The organism is Paracoccus sp. 22332 (assembly GCF_052045125.1).
Lineage (GTDB): Bacteria > Pseudomonadota > Alphaproteobacteria > Rhodobacterales > Rhodobacteraceae > Paracoccus > Paracoccus haematequi_A.
Genome location: NZ_JBQEOI010000009.1, coordinates 101,049 through 118,478 on the forward strand (window position 1 = coordinate 101,049; position 17,430 = coordinate 118,478).

The window sequence follows — 17,430 nt, forward strand, 5'->3', positions numbered from 1 at the left end:
CGTCGCAACGCGGGCCACACGCATTCCGCGAGATTTGATGCTCAGTTCCCGGTCGCCTCGCGCCAGTGGCGGCGGCACAGCGAGACATAGGTTTCGTTGCCGCCCACCTGCACCTGCGCGCCTTCGGTGATCGCGCGGCCCCGATCGTCGCGGCGGATGACCATGGTGGCCTTCTTGCCGCAATGGCAGATGGTGCGCACCTCGCGCAGGTCGTCGGCCAGGGCCAGCAGCGCGGCAGAGCCGGGAAACAGCTCGCCCCGGAAATCGACGCGCAGGCCATAGCACATGACGGGGATATGCAGGTCGTCGGCCACGCGGGCCAGTTGCCAGACCTGGGCCGGGGTCAGGAACTGCGCCTCGTCCACGAAGACGCAGGCGCAATCCGCGCTGCGATCCCGGATCAGCGCGGCCATGTCGGTGGCGGGATCGAAGGTCAGCGCCGCGTCGCTGATGCCGATGCGGCTGGCGATGACGCCATGACCCGCCCGGCTGTCCAGCGCGGCCGTCAGCAGCAGCGTCCCCATCCCCCGTTCGCGATAGTTGTAGGACGCCTGCAACAGCAGCGTGCTTTTGCCCGCGTTCATAGTCGAGTAATGGAAATACAGCTTGGCCATCCGCGCCCCATAACGCCGGGACAGGGTGGCGGCAAGGGTTGCGCCGCCCTGCGCAAGCTGGCAAAAACCCGCAGGCGGCGGGCGAATCCCACAGCGCGATTCCGCGCTGCCTTCTTCTTTGGACAATCAGGTTTCTCGATGCGCGATCCCCTGTTCCGCATGGCCCTTGTGCTGGGCGTGCTTTCCGCCGTCGGTCCCTTCGCGATCGACATGTATCTGCCCGCCCTGCCGCAGGTGGCCGCCGACCTGGGCACGACCGAGGCCGGGGCGGCGCTGACGCTGACCTCGTATTTCATCGTCTTCGGCATCGCGCAGATGATCTATGGCCCGATGGCCGACGCCCTAGGGCGCAAGACGCCGCTGGTGGTCGGCGTGGCGATCTTCACCGCCGCCACGGTGGGCGCGGCGCTGGCGCCGACCATCGGCTGGCTGATCGCGGCGCGCGCCGTCCAGGGGCTGGGGGCGGCCACGCTGATGGCGGTGCCCCGCGCGGTGATCCGCGACGTGGCGACCGGCCCCCAGGCCGCCCGCGTCATGTCCACGATCATGATCGTCATCGCCGTCTCGCCCATGCTGGCGCCTCTGACCGGATCGCTGGTCATGGCCTGGGGCGGATGGCGGGAGATCTTCGCCGTCCTGGCCGTCGCCGCCCTGGTCAGCCTGGCCCTGATCCTGTTCGTCCTGCCCGAAACGCTGGCCCCCGAACATCGCCGCCCGGTCAGCCTGGCGCCGATGCTGTCGGGGGCGCGGCGGCTGCTGACAGACCGGCGCTTCATGGGGCTGACCATGATCGGCGGCTTCGGGATGGCCAGCTTCTTCGTGTTCATCTCGTCCGCCAGCTTCGTCTATACCCGGCAATACGGACTGTCGCCGATGGGCTTCTCGCTGGCCTTCGCGGCCAATGCGATCGGCTTTTTCAGCGCCTCGCAATTCGCGGGGCCGATGGCGCAGCGATACGGGATGGAGCGGGTGATCTCGCTTGCCATCACCGGCTTCGCGGCGGCGATGATCGCGCTGGCGCTGATCGTCTGGCTGGGCCTCGACGCGCTGCCGGTGGTGATGGCGGGGCTGTTCCTCGGCAATGCCTGTCTGGGCCTGGTGATGCCCACGGCGATGGTGATGTCTCTGGACCCCCATCCCGACATCGCCGGCCTCGCCTCGTCCCTGGGCGGCACGTTCCAGATGCTGACCGGAGGCGTGATGATCGCGCTGACGGGCCCCTTCATGGACAACAGCGCCGCCAGCATGGTCGCGGCCATCGCGCTGTGCGCCGCGCTGGCCTGGCGCGCCGCCGCCCTGTCGCTGCCCCGCCTGCGCCTGGCATAGGAAAAGCCGCAGGGGCGATCCCTGCGGCTTCTTCTTTGTCCAAATACCCAAGGGGCAAGGCCGCCCCTTTGCGTTACGCCTGCCGGCTTTTCGGCTGCCGCGACGGACGCCGCGCCGGACGCTTGTTCGCGCCTGCCCCCATCGGCTTGCCGCGCCCGCCGCCCTGGGGACGGGCCGAGGGGATCGGCCCGACCGGCGCCTCGCCGCCGATCACCGGGATCGGCGCCTTCATGGCCTTTTCGATGGCGCGCAGTTCGCCGACCTCGGCAGGCGCGCAGAAGGCCACGGCGCGGCCGTCGCGGCCCGCGCGCGCGGTCCGTCCGATCCGGTGGACATAGTTTTCCGGCACGTTCGGCAGGTCGTAGTTATAGACATGCGCCACCTCGGGGATGTCCAGCCCCCGCGCCGCCACGTCGGTCGCCACCAGCACCTGCGTCTGGCTCTTGCGGAAGGCGTCCAGGGCGCGCTCGCGCTGGCCCTGCGACTTGTTGCCGTGGATCGCGGCGACGGCGAAGCCCCATTTCTCCAGCAGCTTGGCCAGCTTTTCGGACCCGTGCTTGGTGCGGCCGAAGACCATCGCCAGTTCGCCCGGATGCTTGGCCAGGTATTCCGCCAGCAGCGTCGCCTTGTCGCCCTGAGTGACGAAATGCACGCCCTGCTCGATCTTCTTGGCGGCCTGACCCGGAGGGTTCACCGCCACCCGGACCGGATCGGTCAGATAGGTGTCGGCCAGTTCCTCCATCAGCTTCGGCATCGTGGCCGAGAACAACAGCGTCTGGCGGTCGCGCGGCAGCATCCGCGCGATCTTGCGCAGCGTGTGGATGAAGCCGATGTCCAGCATCTGGTCGGCCTCGTCCAGCACCAGATAGGTGGTGGCTTCCAGGCTGATCGCGCGCCGCTCGATCAGGTCCATCAGGCGTCCCGGCGTGGCGATCAGCACGTCGACGCCGCGCGACAGCCGCTCGGTCTGCACGTTGATCGAGGCGCCGCCCACGACCCGGAACGACCGGATCGGCGTGCCCTCGGCATAGGCGTCGATATTGGCGGCGATCTGGGTGGCCAGTTCGCGCGTCGGGGCCAGGATCAGCGCCCGGCAGGTGCGGGGATCGGGCTTCTTGCCGTATTTGATCAGCCGGGTCAGCATCGGCAGGCCGAAGGCCGCCGTCTTGCCGGTGCCGGTCTGCGCCAGGCCCAGCACGTCGCGCCCCTCGACGACCGAGGGGATCGCCTGGTCCTGGATCGGCGTCGGCTTGGTCAGGCCGATGGCCGCGATATTGGCGTTGATGCGGTGATCGATGCCCATGTCGGCAAAGGGGCCGGTCGGCAGCGGATCGCGCGCGGGCGCCCGGCGGCCTTCGTTCGCGTCGAAGTTGGGCAGGTTGCGGGGGCGGGGCTTTTGGCCGCGGGCAGGGCGGCGGGTATTGTTGTTGTCCATCAAACTCTCGTTCCCCGCGTCCCCCGTATCGGACGCAAGGCCATGGCCGCGTCCGATGCGCGGCGATCAGCAGGGATGCGGGCGCGATAGGGTGCCCGCAAGCCTCCCCGCGTGAATGGGAAACTGGAATGGTGCCGGGCCTTGGGGCGAAAATCGCGGCTGCTCACGCGGCAGCAGGCATCGGCATGGCCCAGATGGGGCCTGGGGACGCGCAAGTCAAGCAGGATCGTCTCTCGGGACCGCCCATGACGCGTTAACGATGATTAACGATTCCTGTCGCGCAGTCCGGGGAACGGTGTCAAACTGGGACAGCCTTGTTGTTTTTGCACTCGTTACCGCTTTGCCAGGAAATCGCCATGACGACCGTCACAGCCCACTATAAGGTCGACAGCCTTGCCATCGACCTGAACTTCTATTCCCGCAATTTCTATGAAGACGCGTTCTACGACAACATCGGCTTCCAATATGGCGGGAAGGTCTATCAGGATGCTTACCTGATCAACGGGTGGGACGGTTACGCCGACACGATCATCACCTTTCTGGGCAACGGCATGCGCTTCAACGCTTGGGGCGATGTGGTCGGGGGAACCGTCACCGCCTTGGTGGAGGAGGGATATTACGGTCCCGAAATCTGGTCGGCCCAGAATTTTTCCGTCTCGGCGGCCAGCATCTACAAGGCCGCGCTGACCTATGGGAATGCGGACGACCGGGCTGTGCTTGCGAAGATGATGGCGGGAGACGACACCGTCAATCTCAGCGCGTTCAACGACCGTTTCGAAGGCTGGGCGGGCAATGACCGGATCTGGGGCCACGCCGGCAACGACACCCTGATCGGCGGCGCCGGCCACGACGCGCTCAGCGGCGGGTCCGGCAGCGACCGCCTGCAAGGCGGCGACGGAAACGACAGGCTGTTCGGGGCCGCGGGCAACGACCTGCTGGAAGGCGGCACGGGCGGCGACATGCTGGAAGGTGGGGCGGGCCGCGACAAGATGTATGGCGGGGCCGATGCGGTGCGCGACGTGTTCGTCTTCCGCGCCAGAACCGACACCGCCGTCGGATCGCAGCGCGACAGCATCCTGCAATTCCGGACGGGCCAGGACGACATCGACCTGTCGCTGATCGACGCCAACCTGTCGCGCGCCGGAAACCAGGCCTTTGCCTTCGCGGGCACTGCGGCGGCCGCCCATTCGCTGTGGTATGTCAAGACGGCGGACGGCATTCTGCTGCGCGGCGACGTGAACGGCAACAGGACCGCCGATTTCGAGATCTGGATCGACGATGCGATCCGCCTGGGCGCGACCGACTTTATCCTGTAGCGCGGTCCGCCGTATCCAGCCAGATCGTCACCGGCCCGTCATTGACCAGCCGCACGGCCATGTCGGCGCCGAAGCTGCCGGTCTCGACCGCGATCCCTTGCGCCGCAAGGCTGGCGGCAAAGCGTTCGTAAAGCCTCTGCCCGTCATCGGGCGCGGCGGCGGCGGAAAAGCCGGGGCGGTTGCCGGTGCGCGTGTCGGCGGCCAGCGTGAACTGGCTGACGACCAGGGCGCCGCCGCCCATGTCCAGCAGCGATCGGTTCATCCGGCCCGCATCGTCGCGGAAGATGCGCAGCTTGGCCACGCGCAGCGCCAGCTTGTCGGCGGCGTCCTCGGCATCGCCCGCCATCGCGCAGACCAGCACCAGAAGCCCCGGCCCCGTTCGGCCGATGACGGCGCCGTCCACCTGGACCGAAGCCTCGGTGACGCGTTGGACCAGGGCGCGCATCAGCCCAGCACGATCCCGGTGATGACCAGCAGCAGCCCGATCATCGACGCCGCCAGGGCACCCATGTTGACCGCCAGGACCGGCCGCATCCGGTCGCGCAGCGCGGCGTCGTCCAGCCCCGCCCTGCGCGCCCGCGCCACCGTCAGGATGCACCAGATCAGCGCCGCGACTCCCGCCAGCGTCAGCGCCGCGCCGCCCCAGATCAACCCGTCGAAGACCGTCATCGGATCATCCCCGCCATGTTTCCGCCCCGCGCCCTAGCGGCGATTGCGCCGCGCGGCAAGACCGCCTAACAGGTGCCGCCAAGGAACGGGCAGGACCAAACGGAAGGAAACGATGATGGACGATCAGGCCTACAGCGTGGCAGCCGACGAGCTGCGCCAGTTCATCGAGCAGTTCGAGCAACTGGAAGCCGAGAAGAAGGACATCGCCGAACGCCAGAAAGAGGTGATGGCCGAAGCCAAGGCACGCGGCTATGACACCAAGGTGATGAAGAAGATCGTGGCCCTGCGCAAGCGCGACCGCGACGATATCGCCGAAGAAGAGGCGATCCTGGAAATGTACAAGCAGGCGCTTGGCATGGGCTGACGGCCCATTTCCTTTGACTTCTGCCGCCGGTCTGTCTAGAAGCGCCCTTTCGGCCTCGGATTTCCGGCGCGACGGACCACGGGAGATGTCTGTCGCAAGGATCGCGGTGCCCTCACTCGGGTGTTCGGCACCCCCATTCTGGCGATGACATGACAAACGATACGATAGCCGCGCCGCTGGCTGCGGCCTTGGCGGCCAAGGGCTATGCCAGCCTGACCTCGGTTCAGCAGGCGGTTCTGGAAAGCGACGCGGCGGGCCGCGACATGCTGGTTTCGGCGCAAACCGGATCCGGCAAGACGGTGGCCTTCGGCTTGGCCATCGCGCCGCAACTGCTGGACGGCGACGCGCTGCCCGACGCGGGCGTGCCCCTGGGCCTGGCGATCGCGCCCACCCGAGAACTGGCGCTGCAGGTCGCCGCCGAACTGGGCTGGCTCTACGAACAGGCGGGCGCGCGCATCGCCACCTGCGTGGGTGGCATGGATTACCGCACGGAACGCCGCGCCCTGGACCGGGGCGCCCATATCGTCGTCGGCACACCGGGCCGGTTGCGCGACCATATCGAACGCGGATCGCTGGATCTGACCGGCCTGCGCGTCGCCGTCCTGGACGAGGCGGACGAGATGCTGGACCTGGGCTTCCGCGAGGATCTGGAATTCATTCTGCAATCCGCGCCCGAACAGCGCCGCACGCTGATGTTCTCGGCCACCGTGCCGCCGGCCATCGAACAGATGGCCCGGACCTTCCAGAACGACGCGCTTCGGATCATGGCCCAGGGCGAATCGCGCCAGCATGTCGACATCGAATACCGCGCCTTCAACGTCGCCGCCCGCGACCGCGAACCCGCGATCTTCAACCTTCTGCGCCTGCACGAGGCGCGGACCGCGATCATCTTCTGCAAGACGCGGGCCAATGTGAACCACCTGCTGGCCCGGATGGCCAATCGCGGCTTCAAGGCCGTGGCGCTGTCGGGCGAACTCAGCCAGCAGGAACGCACCCACGCCCTGCAAGCCCTGCGCGACGGCCGGGCGCAGGTCTGTGTCGCGACCGACGTGGCGGCGCGGGGCATCGACCTGCCGGGGCTGGAACTGGTGATCCACGCCGATCTGCCGACCAATTCCGAAACGCTGCTGCATCGCTCGGGCCGCACCGGGCGGGCGGGGGCCAAGGGTGTCTCGGCCCTGATCGTCATGCCGTCCGAGGTGCGCAAGGCGCAGATGCTGCTGAAGCGCGCGCGGGTCGAGGCCGAATGGGGTCCGGCGCCCTCGGCCGACGAAGTTCGGGCGCAGGACGACACGCGGATGCTGGATCATCCCGCCCTGAAGGAGGGCGATGACGACGACGGCGCGATGGCGCGGATGCTGCTGGACCGCTTCGGACCCGAACGTCTGGCCCAGGCCTTCATCAGCCTGTGGCGCGAGGGCCGCCCCGCGCCCGAGGAACTGACGGTCCTGCAGGACCGCGCGCCTGCCGCCCCCCGCGAACGTCCGCCCTTCGGCGAGGCGGTCTGGTTCGAGCTTTCCGTCGGCCATACCGGCCGGGCCGAGGCGCGCTGGCTGCTGCCCAAGATTTGCGACGGCGGCGGCATCACCCGTGACGCCATCGGCGCCATCCGCGTGCGCCAGGATGAAAGCTTCGTGCAGATCGCCGTGGCGCAGGCGGGCCGTTTCGGCAAGACGCTGGAACTTGAGCCGGGCCTGACCATGCGCCGCCTGGATGGCGAACCCGACCTGGACCGCGCGCCCCGCCCGGCGGAACCCCGCGCGCCTCGGAAGGCGGAGGGCGACTGGAAACGGCCCGCCCGCGCCAAAGAGAAAGAGACCGAGGCAGACGCCCCTGTCCGGGCCAAGAAACCCCGCTGGACAGCCGAGGACCGCGCCAAGGCCAAGCCCGCCACCAAGGGCGCCACGACCGGCAGGGCGGGTGCCTTCCAGAATGGTTCGCCGAAGCCCGCGGGCAAGGATCGCGGCAAGTTCGCCGCACCCAAGAAAGGTGCCCGCAAACACAGGGACTGACCCCTGAAAAACGGCCTGCGCATCGGAATTGACGCGCAGGCTTCTTCGGTCAAGAGTTGATCTTGGTTAAGAATAATGTTGACCTTGGGTCAAACAAGTCTCACGCTGAAGCCGTATCTTGTCTTTTTTTGGTGGAATGTGATGATTAAGCGTGTTTCTTCCCGGGACGACGAGCCGTCGACGCCGACCCGAAATCCCCAGCCCGCGCATGTCCTTCAGAAAAAGGATTTCGTGGACCGTGTCGTCGCCGCCAGCGGCGCGAAAAAGGCCGATGCCCGTCCCATCATCGAGGCTACGCTGGCCCAACTCGGCAAGGCCCTGTCGGCGGGCGAGACGCTGGCCGTCCCGCCCCTGGGCCGCGCCCGCGTCAACCTGGAACGCGACCAGCGTGGAGGAGAGATCATCACCCTGCGCCTGCGCCGCCGCCCGTCCACCATCCGCCAATCCGCCCAGCCATCGGCGGACTGAAATCGAACCGATTCGCCCTTGCGATCACCGTCGGCCCCTGCTAGATGCTGCGCCCACGGGTGATTAGCTCAGCGGTAGAGCGCTTCGTTCACATCGAAGATGTCAGCGGTTCAAATCCGTTATCACCCACCATCCTTCCCTTGTGCGCGTCTTCGGCGGATCATGAAAACCTCTGTCACAGACGCCGCATTGCTGTCCGTCGCGCCGATGATGGACTGGACCGACCGGCATTGCCGGGTCTTTCACCGCCTGATGTCGCGCCGCGCGCTGCTGTATACGGAAATGGTGACGGCCCCGGCGATCATCCATGGCGACCGGCCCAGGCTGCTGGATTTCGACGCCGCCGAACATCCCTTGGCCTTGCAGATCGGCGGTTCGGATCCGGCGGACCTGGCGCAGGCCACGCGGATCGCAGGCGATTGGGGCTATGACGAGATCAACCTGAACGTCGGCTGCCCCAGCGATCGGGTGCAATCGGGCTGCTTCGGCGCGGTGCTGATGAAGACGCCCGATCTGGTCGCGGATTGCGTGGCCCGGATGATCGAGGTCAGCCCGGTCGAGGTCACGGTCAAGTGCCGCATCGGCGTCGATGACCAGATCCCCGAGGATGTGCTGCCCGCTTTCCTGGCCCGAATGCGCGCCGCCGGGATCCGCCGCATCGCCATCCATGCCCGCAAGGCCTGGCTGCAAGGTCTCAGCCCCAAGGAAAACCGGGACATTCCGCCTCTGGATTATCCTTTGGTCCACCGGATGAAGCAGGAATTCCCCGACCTGCACCTGTCGGTCAACGGCGGCGTCGGTAGCCTCGATCAGGTGCGCGATCACCTGCAAGCCATGGACGGCGTGATGGTGGGGCGCGCGGCCTATCACCAGCCTTGGGACATCCTGGGCCGGGCCGATTCCCTCTGGGGCGACGCGCCCCCCTTCGGCACGCCAGACCAGGTCGCCCACGCCATGCGCCCCTATATCGCGCGCCATCTGGCTGCGGGCGGGCGGCTGCACCAGATCACGCGGCATATGCTGGGTTTGTTCCACGGGCTGCCCGGCGCGCGCGGCTGGAAGCGCACCCTGTCCGAAGGCGCGTCGAAAGGCGGAATCGAGGTCTACGACGCCGCCCTGCGCCAGGTCACGCAACTGGCGGCCTGACCGCTTCTTCTTTGCCAAATACCCTGGGGGAGTCCCGCAGGGACGGGGGCAAAGCCCCCTTACTCGGCCGCCCGTTCCGCAGCCTTGGCCTGATCCCACAGACGATCCATCTCGGCCAGGTCGCTGTCCTCGGGGCGGCGCCCTTCGGCGGCAAGCGACGCCTCTACGGCGCCGAAACGGCGGGTGAACTTCGCATTGGCCCGGCGCAGCGCCTGTTCGGGATCGACGTTAAGATGCCGCGCCAGGTTCGCCATCACGAACAGCAGGTCGCCGAATTCCTCCTCCAGCGCGTCAGGGCCAAGCGTGTCGCGCGCCTCGACCAGTTCGGCGGTTTCCTCGACGATCTTCTCCAGCACGTCGGCGGGGCCGGGCCAGTCGAAGCCCACGCGGGCGGCGCGGTTCTGCAACTTGATCGCGCGGGTCAGGGCGGGCAGGCCCAGGGCCGCGCCGTCCAGCGTGCCGCGTTCGGCCTTGCCCGCGCGTTCGACGGCCTTGATCGCCTCCCAGTCCCTGACCTGCTGTTCGGCGGACTTGTCGCGGGATTCGTCGCCGAAGACATGCGGGTGGCGGAAGATCAGCTTGTCGGAAATCGCCGCCGCGCAATCGGCGAAATCGAACATCCCCGCCTCTCGGGCCATCTGGGCGTGGAACACCACCTGCAACAGCAGGTCGCCCAGTTCGCCCGGCAGTTCCCCCCAGGCCTGCCGGTCGATGGCGTCGGCGACCTCGTGCGCTTCCTCGATCGTATAGGGCGCGATCGAGGCGAAATCCTGCTCGATGTCCCAGGGGCAGCCGGTTCGGGGGTCGCGCAACTGCGCCATGATGTCGATGAGGCGGGCGATCTCGGCCCCAGCGTCGCGGCGGGTCGGTTCGGTCATTGCGATTTCCCTTCGCTTCTGTCCTGATGGGCCATTGCCACAGCGCAGGGGTCAAGTCCACATGCCCGTCCTGAACCGCATCGCCGAATTTTCCGACGACATGACCCGGTGGCGGCGCCACCTGCACCAGCACCCCGAACTGGGCTTCGACTGCTACGGCACTGCGGCCTTCGTGGCCGAACGCCTGCGCGACTTCGGCGTGGACGAGATCCACGACGGCATCGGCCAGTCGGGCATCGTCGGCATCATCGAGGGGCAGGGGCCCGGCCCCACCATCGGCTTGCGCGCCGACATGGACGCCCTGCCGATGGACGAGGCGACCGGCCTCGACTACGCGTCTTCCGTGCCGGGGCGGATGCACGCCTGCGGCCATGATGGGCACACGACCATGCTGCTGGGCGCCGCGCGCTATCTGGCCGAAACCCGGAATTTCGCGGGCCGCGTCGCGCTGATCTTCCAGCCGGCCGAGGAAAACGGCGGCGGCGGACAGGCGATGGTGCAGGACGGTATGATGGACCGCTTCGGGATCGAACGGGTCTTTGCGATGCACAACAGCCCCGGCCTGCCGGTGGGGGTGATGAACACCACGCCCGGTCCGATCATGGCCGCCGTCGACACGTTCGAGATCCATGTCCAGGGCCGGGGCGGCCACGGCGCCATGCCGCATCTGACCGCCGATCCCGTCGTCGCGGCGGTGGCGGTGGTGAGCGCGATCCAGACCATCTCCAGCCGCAACCATTATGCGCTGGAAGACCTGGCGCTGTCGGTCACGCAGATCCACACGGGCAGCGCCGACAACATCGTGCCGGACACGGCCTATGTCTGCGGCACGGTCCGCACCTTCGCCCCCCATGTGCGCGAGATGGTGCGCCGCCGCATGACGCAGATCTGCGAAGGCCAGGCGGCTGCCTATGACGTGACGATCCGGCTGGATTACGTCGAGGGCTATCCCGCCACCGTCAACGACCCCGCCCAGACCGACTTCGCCGTCCAGGTCGCGCGGGAAATCGTCGGTGCCGACAATATTTCGGGCGAGGCGGGGCGCGAGATGGGGGCCGAGGATTTCAGCTATATGCTGCAATCGCGGCCCGGCTGCTATCTGTTCATCGGCCAGGGCGACACGGCCAGTGTCCACCACCCGGCCTATGACTTCAACGACGCGATCTCTCCCATCGGGGCCAGCTTCTTCGCCCGGCTGGTCGAACGCGCGCAGCCGGTGGCGCGCTAGGCGCGTTCGTCCTTGGGGCTGTCCATCACCACATGGGTGGTGATGGTGGCGATCCAGGGAAAGGCGCCCAGCACATCGGCATGGAACTGTTTGTAGGCGGCCAGGTCGGCCACCTCGACCCGCAGCAGGTATTCCATCGTGCCGGTGATGTTGTGGCATTCGCGCACGGCGGGCGCGGCAAGGCATGTCCGCTCGAACGCCTTCTGCGCGTCGTTGGCATGGCGCGCCAGGCCCACGGCGACATAGGCGACAAAGCCGATGTTCCGCGCCCTGGGGCTGATCACCGCGCGATAGCCCGCGATGATCCCGCGCCGCTCCAGATCCTGCACCCGCCGCAGGCAGGCCGAGGGCGACAGGCCCACCCGCGCGGCCAGTTCCGTATTCGGCAGCCGCCCTTCGCGCGACAGTTCGCGCAAGATGCGGTCGTTGATCCGGTCGTCCGTGTTCATGAATTGCACTACTTTGAAGGATACAACCATCTTTGCAACAATTATCCGCCATTGTCGCGCTATCGTTGCGCCCGACGCGGAGAAGATGCGATGACTGCCGAGATTTTGCTGGCCCTGCTGGGCTTTTCCTTCGTCACCTCGGCCACGCCGGGGCCGAACAACATGATGCTGATGGCCTCGGGCGCGAATTTCGGCCTGCGCCGGACGGTGCCGCATCTGCTGGGGGTGTCGCTGGGATTCGGCGCCATGGTGGGGATCCTGGGGCTGGGATTGGACCGGATCGTCACGGGCAGCCCTGCCGTGGCCGGGGCGCTGAAATGGGCAAGCCTGACCTATGTCCTGTGGCTGGCCTGGAAGATCGCCACGGCCGCGCCGCCGTCCCCCGCCGATGCGCAGGGCCGTCCGCTGGGCTTTCTGGGCGCGGCCGCCTTCCAATGGGTCAACCCGAAGGCCTGGGCGATGGCGCTTGGCGCGCTGTCGGCCTATGCGGCGGGGGTGGGCGGCCCGTTGGTCGTGGCAGCGGTCTTTGCCATGGTGAACCTGCCCGTGGTCGCGGCATGGGCAGCCGCCGGGCAGGGATTGCAGGGTCTGCTGGACCGTCCGGGCCGGTTGCGGGCCTTCAACGCGACGATGGCCGCGTTGCTGGTGCTGTCGATGCTGCCAGTGGTGCTGTAGGACAACGGAGGCCTCGGCCTCGGGCGGCGCTCACGATCCTGTTTGCCCGCGCGGTCCCGCGCGCGGCCGGGCTTCCTTGCCAAGCAGGGATGGCGGCGATAGGTTGCGCGCCAATTCGGGCGGGGTCCACCGCCATGACAGCCGAGAGGATAGCCATGTTCGTCACCCCCGCTTATGCCCAGGCCGCCGCAGGCGGCGCCGCCCCCGGCGCTGCCCTGATGCAGTTCATCCCGCTGATCCTGATCTTCGCGATCATGTATTTCCTGATGATCCGCCCTCAGCAGAAGCGGGTCAAACAGCATCGCGACATGGTCGCGGCGCTGAAGAAGGGCGATCACATCATCACTCAGGGCGGCATCATCGGCAAGGTCGTCTCGGCCCGCGACGACGAACTGGAGGTCGAGATCGCAACCGGCGTCAAGGTCCGCATCGTGCGCGCTACCGTGTCCCAGGTGGTCAGCCGGACCGAGCCTGTCGCCGCCAACGGCTGATCCTTTTCACAATCACTTTCAAGGGCTTCGGCGAAGATGCTTCAGATCGACCGTTGGAAACGCATTCTCATCATCGGGCTGTGCGTCCTCGGCATCGGCTTTGCCGTGCCCAACATGTTCTACCAGAGGGTCGAATCCCATAACGACGCCGTGGCCGAGATCGCCAAGACCGGCGTCGAGACGCCCGAGCTTGCCGCCGCCCGCGACGGCTGGCCGGGCTGGCTGCCCAGTTCGCTGGTGGCGCTTGGGCTTGACCTGCGCGGCGGCGCGCATCTGTTGGGCGAGGTCCGCGTGGCCGAGGTCTACAAGGCGCGCATGGACGCGCTGTGGCCCGAACTGCGCCGGGCGCTTGCCGACGAACGCGCGACGCTCGGGGCGGTCCGCCGCCTGCCGTCCCCCGAAGGCACGCTGAAGATCGAGGTCGAGAACGCCGACCGCATCGCCCGCGCCATCGAGATCGTGCGCGGCTTTTCGACCCCCGTCACCACCCTGACCGGCGCGGGCCAGCAAAGCCTGGCGATCCAGCAGCAGGGCAACACCATCACCATCCAGCTGTCGGACGCCGAAAAGGCCGTGACCGACGACCGCACCGTCCAGCAGAGCGTCGAGATCATCCGCCGCCGCGTCGATGAGGTCGGCACCCGCGAACCGACCATCGTGCGCCAGGGCGCCGACCGCATCCTGATCCAGGTGCCCGGCATCGGCTCGGCCGAGGAACTGAAATCGCTGATCGGCACCACCGCGAAGCTGACCTTCAATTCCGTCGTGGCCACCGGCACCGACCCGCAGGCGCGTCCCGGCGTTGGCCAGGTGATCCTGCCCTCGGCCGAACAGGAGGGCCTGTATTACACGCTGGAGGAAAGCCCCGTCGTCACCGGCGAGGAACTGACCGACGCCGTTCCCTCGACCGACCAGAACGGGATGCCTGCGGTGGATTTCCGCTTCAACCCGACCGGCGCGCGCAAGTTCGGCGCCTATACAAGCGCCAATATCGGCCAGCCCTTCGCCATCGTGCTGGACAACAAGGTGATCTCGGCCCCGGTGATCCGGCAGGCGATCACCGCCGGATCGGGCCAGATTTCCGGCTCCATGGATTTCGACGGTGCGAACCAGCTGGCCGTGCTGCTGCGCGCCGGCGCGCTGCCCGCGCAACTGGATTTCCTGGAAGAACGCACCATCGGCCCGGAACTGGGCCAGGACAGCATCGACGCGGGGCGCCTGTCGTCCGTGATCGCGACGGCGGCGGTGGTCGCCTACATGATCGCCAGCTATGGGCTGTTCGGGGCCTTCGCCTCGATTTCGGTCATCGCCAACGTGATCCTGATCCTGTCGATCATGTCGATCATGGGGGCCACGCTGACCCTGCCGGGCATCGCCGGGATCGTGCTGACCGTCGGCACGGCGGTGGACGCCAACGTCATCATCTATGAACGCATCCGCGAGGAATTGCGCGCGGGCAAGCGGGTCGCCAAGGCCATCAGCGACGGCTTCGACGAGGCGATGAGCGCGATCATCGACGCCAACGTCACCTCGTTCATCGCGGCGGCGGTGATGTTCTTCCTGGGTTCCGGCCCGGTCAAGGGCTTCGCCGTGACGTTGACCATCGGGCTTGTCACCTCGGTCTTCACGGCGATCTTCCTGACCCGGTTGATGATCGTGTGGTGGCTGGAATGGCGCAAGCCCAAAGAACTGATCCTGTAAGGGGACCGCAATGGCATTCCGTCTGAAACTCGTCCCCGACAACACCAACTTCAACTTCTTCCGCTGGCAGTGGCTGACCTTCGGGATCTCGGCCGTGGCGATGGCGATCTCCGTCCTGCTGATCGCGGTGATGGGGCTGAACTTCGGCATCGACTTCAAGGGCGGCACCACCATCCGCACCGAAAGCGCGACCGCCTTCGAGGTGGGCGATTACCGCGACGCGCTGAACGACCTGGGTTTCAGCGATCTGGCCATCACCGAGGTCTTCGACCCCAGCTTCGGCGCCGACCGCCACGTCGCGATGATCCGCATCGGCACCACCGATGAGACAGGATCCGTCAGCCCCGAGCAGTTGAACCAGATCGAGGCCGCGCTGCATCAGGTGGATCCGCAGATCGTCTTCGCCTCGGTCGAATCGGTCGGGCCGAAGGTCTCGGGCGAGTTGATCCAGACGGCCTTCTATGCCGTGGGCGCGGCCTGCCTGGGGATCATGGCCTATATCTGGCTGCGCTTCGAATGGCAGTTCGCCATCGGCTGCGTGGTGGCGCTGATCCATGACGTGCTGCTGACCGTCGGGCTGTTTTCGCTGTTCCAGCTGAAATTCGACCTGACCACCATTGCCGCGCTGCTGACGACGCTGGGCTTTTCCTGCAACGACACGGTCGTGGTGTTCGACCGGCTGCGGGAAAACCTGATGAAATACAAGACGCGCCCCCTGATCGACCTGATGAACCTGACCTGCAACGAAACGCTGTCGCGCACCATCATGACCGCCGTGACGACCGCCATCGCGCTGACCGCGATGCTGATCTTCGGCGGCGACGTGATCCGCGACTTCGTGATCGCCATGCTGTTCGGCGTGGTGGTCGGCTGCTATTCCACCATCTATGTCGCTAAGAACATCGTGCTGTGGCTGGGCGTCAAACGCGACTGGTCCAAGAAGGATCCGAAGCTGGCGGCCTCGCCCTTTGAAAACGCGGAACGTCCCTGATGAAGCTGACGCCCAGCGATTTCGGCGGGTCCGTGCCCGTCGACGGCTATGGGCCGGGGTTCTTCCGGGTCGGCGGCAAGGTCGTGCAGGGCGCGGTGCTTGTCACGGCGGCGGGCGCCGAATCCTGGGGCGGGCTGGACGACCGCGCGGCGTTGACCGCGCTTGCCGGTCGGGTGGACGTGCTGTTCATCGGCATGGGGGCGGATGTCGCCCATGCCCCCGCCGATCTGGTCGCCGCCCTGCAAGCGGTGGGGGTGGCGGTCGAGGCGATGGCCTCGCCCACCGCCGCGCGCACCTATAACGTCACCCTGTCCGAGGGGCGGCGCGTCGCCTGCGCCCTGCTGCCCCTGTGACCCTGCTGGCCGTCCAGGATCTGGCCGTCGCGCGCGGCGGGCTGCGGACGGTCGAGGGCGTGTCCTTTACCCTGGACGCAGGCCAGGCGCTGATCCTGCGCGGCCCGAACGGTATCGGCAAAACCACGCTGCTGCGCGCGGTCGCGGGGCTGCAACCCCCCGTCGCGGGCCGGATCGAGATGCCGGACGACGCCGTGGCCTATGCCGCCCATGCCGACGGGCTGAAAGGCGCGCTGACGGTGACGGAAAACCTGGCCTTCTGGGCGCAGGTCTTCGGCGGCGGCGATGTGGCGGGCGCGATCGCGGCGATGGATCTGACGGGTCTGGCCCACCGCCCGGCGGCGGCGCTGTCGGCGGGTCAGAAGCGGCGCCTGGGTCTGGCCCGGCTGATGGTCGCGCGCCGTCCGCTGTGGGTTCTGGACGAACCGACCGTGTCGCTGGACGCGGCGTCCGTCGCGCGCTTCGCCGCGATGGTGCGGGGGCATCTGGCGCAGGGCGGGGCGGCGCTGATCGCCACCCATATCGACCTGGGTCTGGATGCCGGCGTGCTGGACCTGACGCCATACCGCGCCAGGGCGGACAGCGCCGCCCGCCCGGCAGGCTTCAACGAGGCTTTCGCATGATCGCCCTGCTGCGCCGCGATTTGCGTCTGGCCATCCGCGCCGGCGGCGGCTTCGGTCTGGGCGTGGCCTTCTTCCTGATCCTCTGCGCGCTTGTGCCCTTCGGCGTCGGACCCGACACCGCCGCGCTGCAACCCATTGCGCCGGGCATCCTGTGGCTGGGCGCGCTGCTGGCCTGCCTGCTGTCGCTGGACCGCATCTTCGCCCTGGATCACGAGGACGGCAGCCTGGACCTGCTGGCGACCTCGCCCCTGCCGCTGGAGGGCGCGGTGGCGGTCAAGGCGCTGGCGCATTGGATCACCACCGGCCTACCGCTGATCGTCGCCGCGCCGCTGTTCGGGATCCTGCTGCACCTGCCCGGCGCGGCGGTCCCGGCGCTGCTGACATCCCTGCTGCTGGGCACGCCCGCGCTGTCGATGCTGGGGGCGTTCGGCGCCGCCGTCACCGTGGGGCTGCGGCGCGGGGGGCTGCTTTTGTCGCTGTTGGTCCTGCCGCTCTATATCCCTACGCTGATCTTCGGGACCGAGATGATCCGGCGCGGACAGGAAGGCGGCGACACGGGAACGCCGCTTCTGTTCCTGGCGGGCATCACGGCGGGGGTGCTGGCGGTGATACCTTTCGCCGCAGCCGCCGCGCTGCGGGTCAATCTGCGGTGAACCGGGCTTGAGCCGCGACCAAGCCGACGCTAGGGGAA

The 17,430-nt window shown here is 67.7% G+C and carries 20 protein-coding genes and 1 tRNA gene; 15 read left to right on the forward strand and 6 right to left on the reverse strand.

Features of this window, described 5'->3' with window-relative positions; genetic code table 11:
- Positions 1-41 precede the first annotated feature (41 nt).
- A complete protein-coding gene (locus ACTJI6_RS12245) occupies positions 42-614 on the reverse strand; it encodes a thymidine kinase (RefSeq protein ID WP_440801067.1) in 573 nt (190 codons plus the stop codon).
- Between the two features lie 138 nt (positions 615-752).
- Here ACTJI6_RS12245 and ACTJI6_RS12250 point away from each other — a divergent pair, with 138 nt between their 5' ends.
- Positions 753-1,940, forward strand: coding sequence for a multidrug effflux MFS transporter (locus ACTJI6_RS12250; RefSeq protein ID WP_440801069.1), 1,188 nt, complete (start codon positions 753-755; stop codon positions 1,938-1,940).
- A 73-nt stretch (positions 1,941-2,013) separates the two neighbouring features.
- Here the strand turns inward: ACTJI6_RS12250 and ACTJI6_RS12255 are convergent, their stop codons facing one another.
- A complete protein-coding gene (locus ACTJI6_RS12255; protein WP_440801114.1) occupies positions 2,014-3,243 on the reverse strand; it encodes a DEAD/DEAH box helicase in 1,230 nt (409 codons plus the stop codon).
- 488 nt (positions 3,244-3,731) lie between these two features.
- Between ACTJI6_RS12255 and ACTJI6_RS12260 the strand changes: the two genes are divergently transcribed.
- Positions 3,732-4,691 (forward strand): calcium-binding protein, encoded by a 960-nt coding sequence (locus ACTJI6_RS12260; protein ID WP_440801071.1) that lies wholly within the window; start codon positions 3,732-3,734, stop codon positions 4,689-4,691.
- Here the strand turns inward: ACTJI6_RS12260 and dtd are convergent.
- Positions 4,681-5,136, reverse strand: a complete 456-nt coding sequence (dtd, locus tag ACTJI6_RS12265) for a D-aminoacyl-tRNA deacylase (protein WP_440801073.1) — start codon at positions 5,134-5,136, stop codon at positions 4,681-4,683. The genes ACTJI6_RS12260 and dtd overlap by 11 nt on opposite strands.
- A complete protein-coding gene (locus ACTJI6_RS12270) occupies positions 5,136-5,360 on the reverse strand; it encodes a hypothetical protein (protein ID WP_126155052.1) in 225 nt (74 codons plus the stop codon). The genes dtd and ACTJI6_RS12270 overlap by 1 nt, the downstream gene beginning before the upstream one ends.
- A 112-nt stretch (positions 5,361-5,472) precedes the next feature.
- On the opposite strand from ACTJI6_RS12270, the gene ACTJI6_RS12275 reads away from it, so the two are divergent.
- From ACTJI6_RS12275 to dusA, 5 genes are all read left to right on the forward strand, one after another.
- The gene (locus tag ACTJI6_RS12275; RefSeq protein ID WP_103172693.1) at positions 5,473-5,724 is read left to right on the forward strand and encodes a DUF2312 domain-containing protein; all 252 of its coding nucleotides are present in this window, start codon (positions 5,473-5,475) and stop codon (positions 5,722-5,724) included.
- A 149-nt stretch (positions 5,725-5,873) separates the two neighbouring features.
- The gene (locus ACTJI6_RS12280) at positions 5,874-7,736 is read left to right on the forward strand and encodes a DEAD/DEAH box helicase (RefSeq protein WP_440801075.1); all 1,863 of its coding nucleotides are present in this window, start codon (positions 5,874-5,876) and stop codon (positions 7,734-7,736) included.
- Between the two features lie 141 nt (positions 7,737-7,877).
- The gene (locus ACTJI6_RS12285; protein WP_440801076.1) at positions 7,878-8,204 is read left to right on the forward strand and encodes an HU family DNA-binding protein; all 327 of its coding nucleotides are present in this window, start codon (positions 7,878-7,880) and stop codon (positions 8,202-8,204) included.
- 57 nt (positions 8,205-8,261) lie between these two features.
- Positions 8,262-8,336, forward strand: a tRNA-Val gene (locus tag ACTJI6_RS12290).
- A gap of 30 nt (positions 8,337-8,366) precedes the next feature.
- Positions 8,367-9,350 (forward strand): tRNA dihydrouridine(20/20a) synthase DusA, encoded by a 984-nt coding sequence (gene dusA, locus ACTJI6_RS12295; protein WP_440801077.1) that lies wholly within the window; start codon positions 8,367-8,369, stop codon positions 9,348-9,350.
- Between the two features lie 59 nt (positions 9,351-9,409).
- Here dusA and mazG read toward each other — a convergent pair whose 3' ends face one another.
- Complete coding sequence (mazG, locus tag ACTJI6_RS12300; protein WP_440801079.1) at positions 9,410-10,228, reverse strand: nucleoside triphosphate pyrophosphohydrolase; 819 nt, start codon at positions 10,226-10,228, stop codon at positions 9,410-9,412.
- Positions 10,229-10,289: 61 nt separating this feature from the next.
- On the opposite strand from mazG, the gene ACTJI6_RS12305 reads away from it, so the two are divergent.
- Complete coding sequence (locus ACTJI6_RS12305; RefSeq protein WP_440801081.1) at positions 10,290-11,456, forward strand: M20 aminoacylase family protein; 1,167 nt, start codon at positions 10,290-10,292, stop codon at positions 11,454-11,456.
- Here the strand turns inward: ACTJI6_RS12305 and ACTJI6_RS12310 are convergent.
- The gene (locus ACTJI6_RS12310; protein ID WP_440801083.1) at positions 11,453-11,905 is read right to left on the reverse strand and encodes an Lrp/AsnC family transcriptional regulator; all 453 of its coding nucleotides are present in this window, start codon (positions 11,903-11,905) and stop codon (positions 11,453-11,455) included. The genes ACTJI6_RS12305 and ACTJI6_RS12310 overlap by 4 nt on opposite strands.
- A gap of 90 nt (positions 11,906-11,995) precedes the next feature.
- On the opposite strand from ACTJI6_RS12310, the gene ACTJI6_RS12315 reads away from it, so the two are divergent.
- The 7 genes from ACTJI6_RS12315 (at position 11,996) to ccmB (ending at position 17,392) form a co-directional block, all read left to right on the forward strand.
- Positions 11,996-12,580: a LysE family translocator gene (locus ACTJI6_RS12315; RefSeq protein ID WP_440801084.1), complete on the forward strand. Its 585-nt coding sequence runs from the start codon at positions 11,996-11,998 to the stop codon at positions 12,578-12,580.
- 155 nt (positions 12,581-12,735) lie between these two features.
- Positions 12,736-13,071: a preprotein translocase subunit YajC gene (gene yajC, locus ACTJI6_RS12320; RefSeq protein WP_440801085.1), complete on the forward strand. Its 336-nt coding sequence runs from the start codon at positions 12,736-12,738 to the stop codon at positions 13,069-13,071.
- Positions 13,072-13,107: 36 nt separating this feature from the next.
- Entirely contained in the window at positions 13,108-14,772 is a 1,665-nt protein-coding gene (gene secD, locus ACTJI6_RS12325) for a protein translocase subunit SecD (RefSeq protein ID WP_440801086.1), read from the forward strand.
- A 10-nt stretch (positions 14,773-14,782) separates the two neighbouring features.
- Positions 14,783-15,763, forward strand: a complete 981-nt coding sequence (gene secF, locus ACTJI6_RS12330; protein ID WP_440801088.1) for a protein translocase subunit SecF — start codon at positions 14,783-14,785, stop codon at positions 15,761-15,763.
- Positions 15,763-16,116 carry an Mth938-like domain-containing protein gene (locus ACTJI6_RS12335; protein ID WP_440801090.1) on the forward strand — a complete coding sequence of 118 codons (354 nt, stop codon included), beginning with the start codon at positions 15,763-15,765 and terminating at the stop codon, positions 16,114-16,116. Before secF ends, ACTJI6_RS12335 begins: the two co-directional genes overlap by 1 nt.
- Positions 16,113-16,739: a heme ABC exporter ATP-binding protein CcmA gene (gene ccmA / locus ACTJI6_RS12340; RefSeq protein WP_440801092.1), complete on the forward strand. Its 627-nt coding sequence runs from the start codon at positions 16,113-16,115 to the stop codon at positions 16,737-16,739. The genes ACTJI6_RS12335 and ccmA overlap by 4 nt, the downstream gene beginning before the upstream one ends.
- A complete protein-coding gene (gene ccmB, locus ACTJI6_RS12345; protein ID WP_440801093.1) occupies positions 16,736-17,392 on the forward strand; it encodes a heme exporter protein CcmB in 657 nt (218 codons plus the stop codon). Before ccmA ends, ccmB begins: the two co-directional genes overlap by 4 nt.
- Positions 17,393-17,430 lie beyond the last annotated feature (38 nt).

Bases quoted from the DNA above. Each gene is read 5' to 3' on its own strand.
- ACTJI6_RS12245 (WP_440801067.1), bottom strand. From the start codon at position 614: ATGGCCAAGCTGTATTTCCATTACTCGACTATGAACGCGGGCAAAAGC.
- ACTJI6_RS12250 (WP_440801069.1), top strand. From the start codon at position 753: ATGCGCGATCCCCTGTTCCGCATGGCCCTTGTGCTGGGCGTGCTTTCC.
- ACTJI6_RS12255 (WP_440801114.1), bottom strand. From the start codon at position 3,243: ATGGGCATCGATCACCGCATCAACGCCAATATCGCGGCCATCGGCCTG.
- ACTJI6_RS12260 (WP_440801071.1), top strand. From the start codon at position 3,732: ATGACGACCGTCACAGCCCACTATAAGGTCGACAGCCTTGCCATCGAC.
- dtd (WP_440801073.1), bottom strand. From the start codon at position 5,136: ATGCGCGCCCTGGTCCAACGCGTCACCGAGGCTTCGGTCCAGGTGGAC.
- ACTJI6_RS12270 (WP_126155052.1), bottom strand. From the start codon at position 5,360: ATGACGGTCTTCGACGGGTTGATCTGGGGCGGCGCGGCGCTGACGCTG.
- ACTJI6_RS12275 (WP_103172693.1), top strand. From the start codon at position 5,473: ATGATGGACGATCAGGCCTACAGCGTGGCAGCCGACGAGCTGCGCCAG.
- ACTJI6_RS12280 (WP_440801075.1), top strand. From the start codon at position 5,874: ATGACAAACGATACGATAGCCGCGCCGCTGGCTGCGGCCTTGGCGGCC.
- ACTJI6_RS12285 (WP_440801076.1), top strand. From the start codon at position 7,878: ATGATTAAGCGTGTTTCTTCCCGGGACGACGAGCCGTCGACGCCGACC.
- dusA (WP_440801077.1), top strand. From the start codon at position 8,367: ATGAAAACCTCTGTCACAGACGCCGCATTGCTGTCCGTCGCGCCGATG.
- mazG (WP_440801079.1), bottom strand. From the start codon at position 10,228: ATGACCGAACCGACCCGCCGCGACGCTGGGGCCGAGATCGCCCGCCTC.
- ACTJI6_RS12305 (WP_440801081.1), top strand. From the start codon at position 10,290: ATGCCCGTCCTGAACCGCATCGCCGAATTTTCCGACGACATGACCCGG.
- ACTJI6_RS12310 (WP_440801083.1), bottom strand. From the start codon at position 11,905: ATGAACACGGACGACCGGATCAACGACCGCATCTTGCGCGAACTGTCG.
- ACTJI6_RS12315 (WP_440801084.1), top strand. From the start codon at position 11,996: ATGACTGCCGAGATTTTGCTGGCCCTGCTGGGCTTTTCCTTCGTCACC.
- yajC (WP_440801085.1), top strand. From the start codon at position 12,736: ATGTTCGTCACCCCCGCTTATGCCCAGGCCGCCGCAGGCGGCGCCGCC.
- secD (WP_440801086.1), top strand. From the start codon at position 13,108: ATGCTTCAGATCGACCGTTGGAAACGCATTCTCATCATCGGGCTGTGC.
- secF (WP_440801088.1), top strand. From the start codon at position 14,783: ATGGCATTCCGTCTGAAACTCGTCCCCGACAACACCAACTTCAACTTC.
- ACTJI6_RS12335 (WP_440801090.1), top strand. From the start codon at position 15,763: ATGAAGCTGACGCCCAGCGATTTCGGCGGGTCCGTGCCCGTCGACGGC.
- ccmB (WP_440801093.1), top strand. From the start codon at position 16,736: ATGATCGCCCTGCTGCGCCGCGATTTGCGTCTGGCCATCCGCGCCGGC.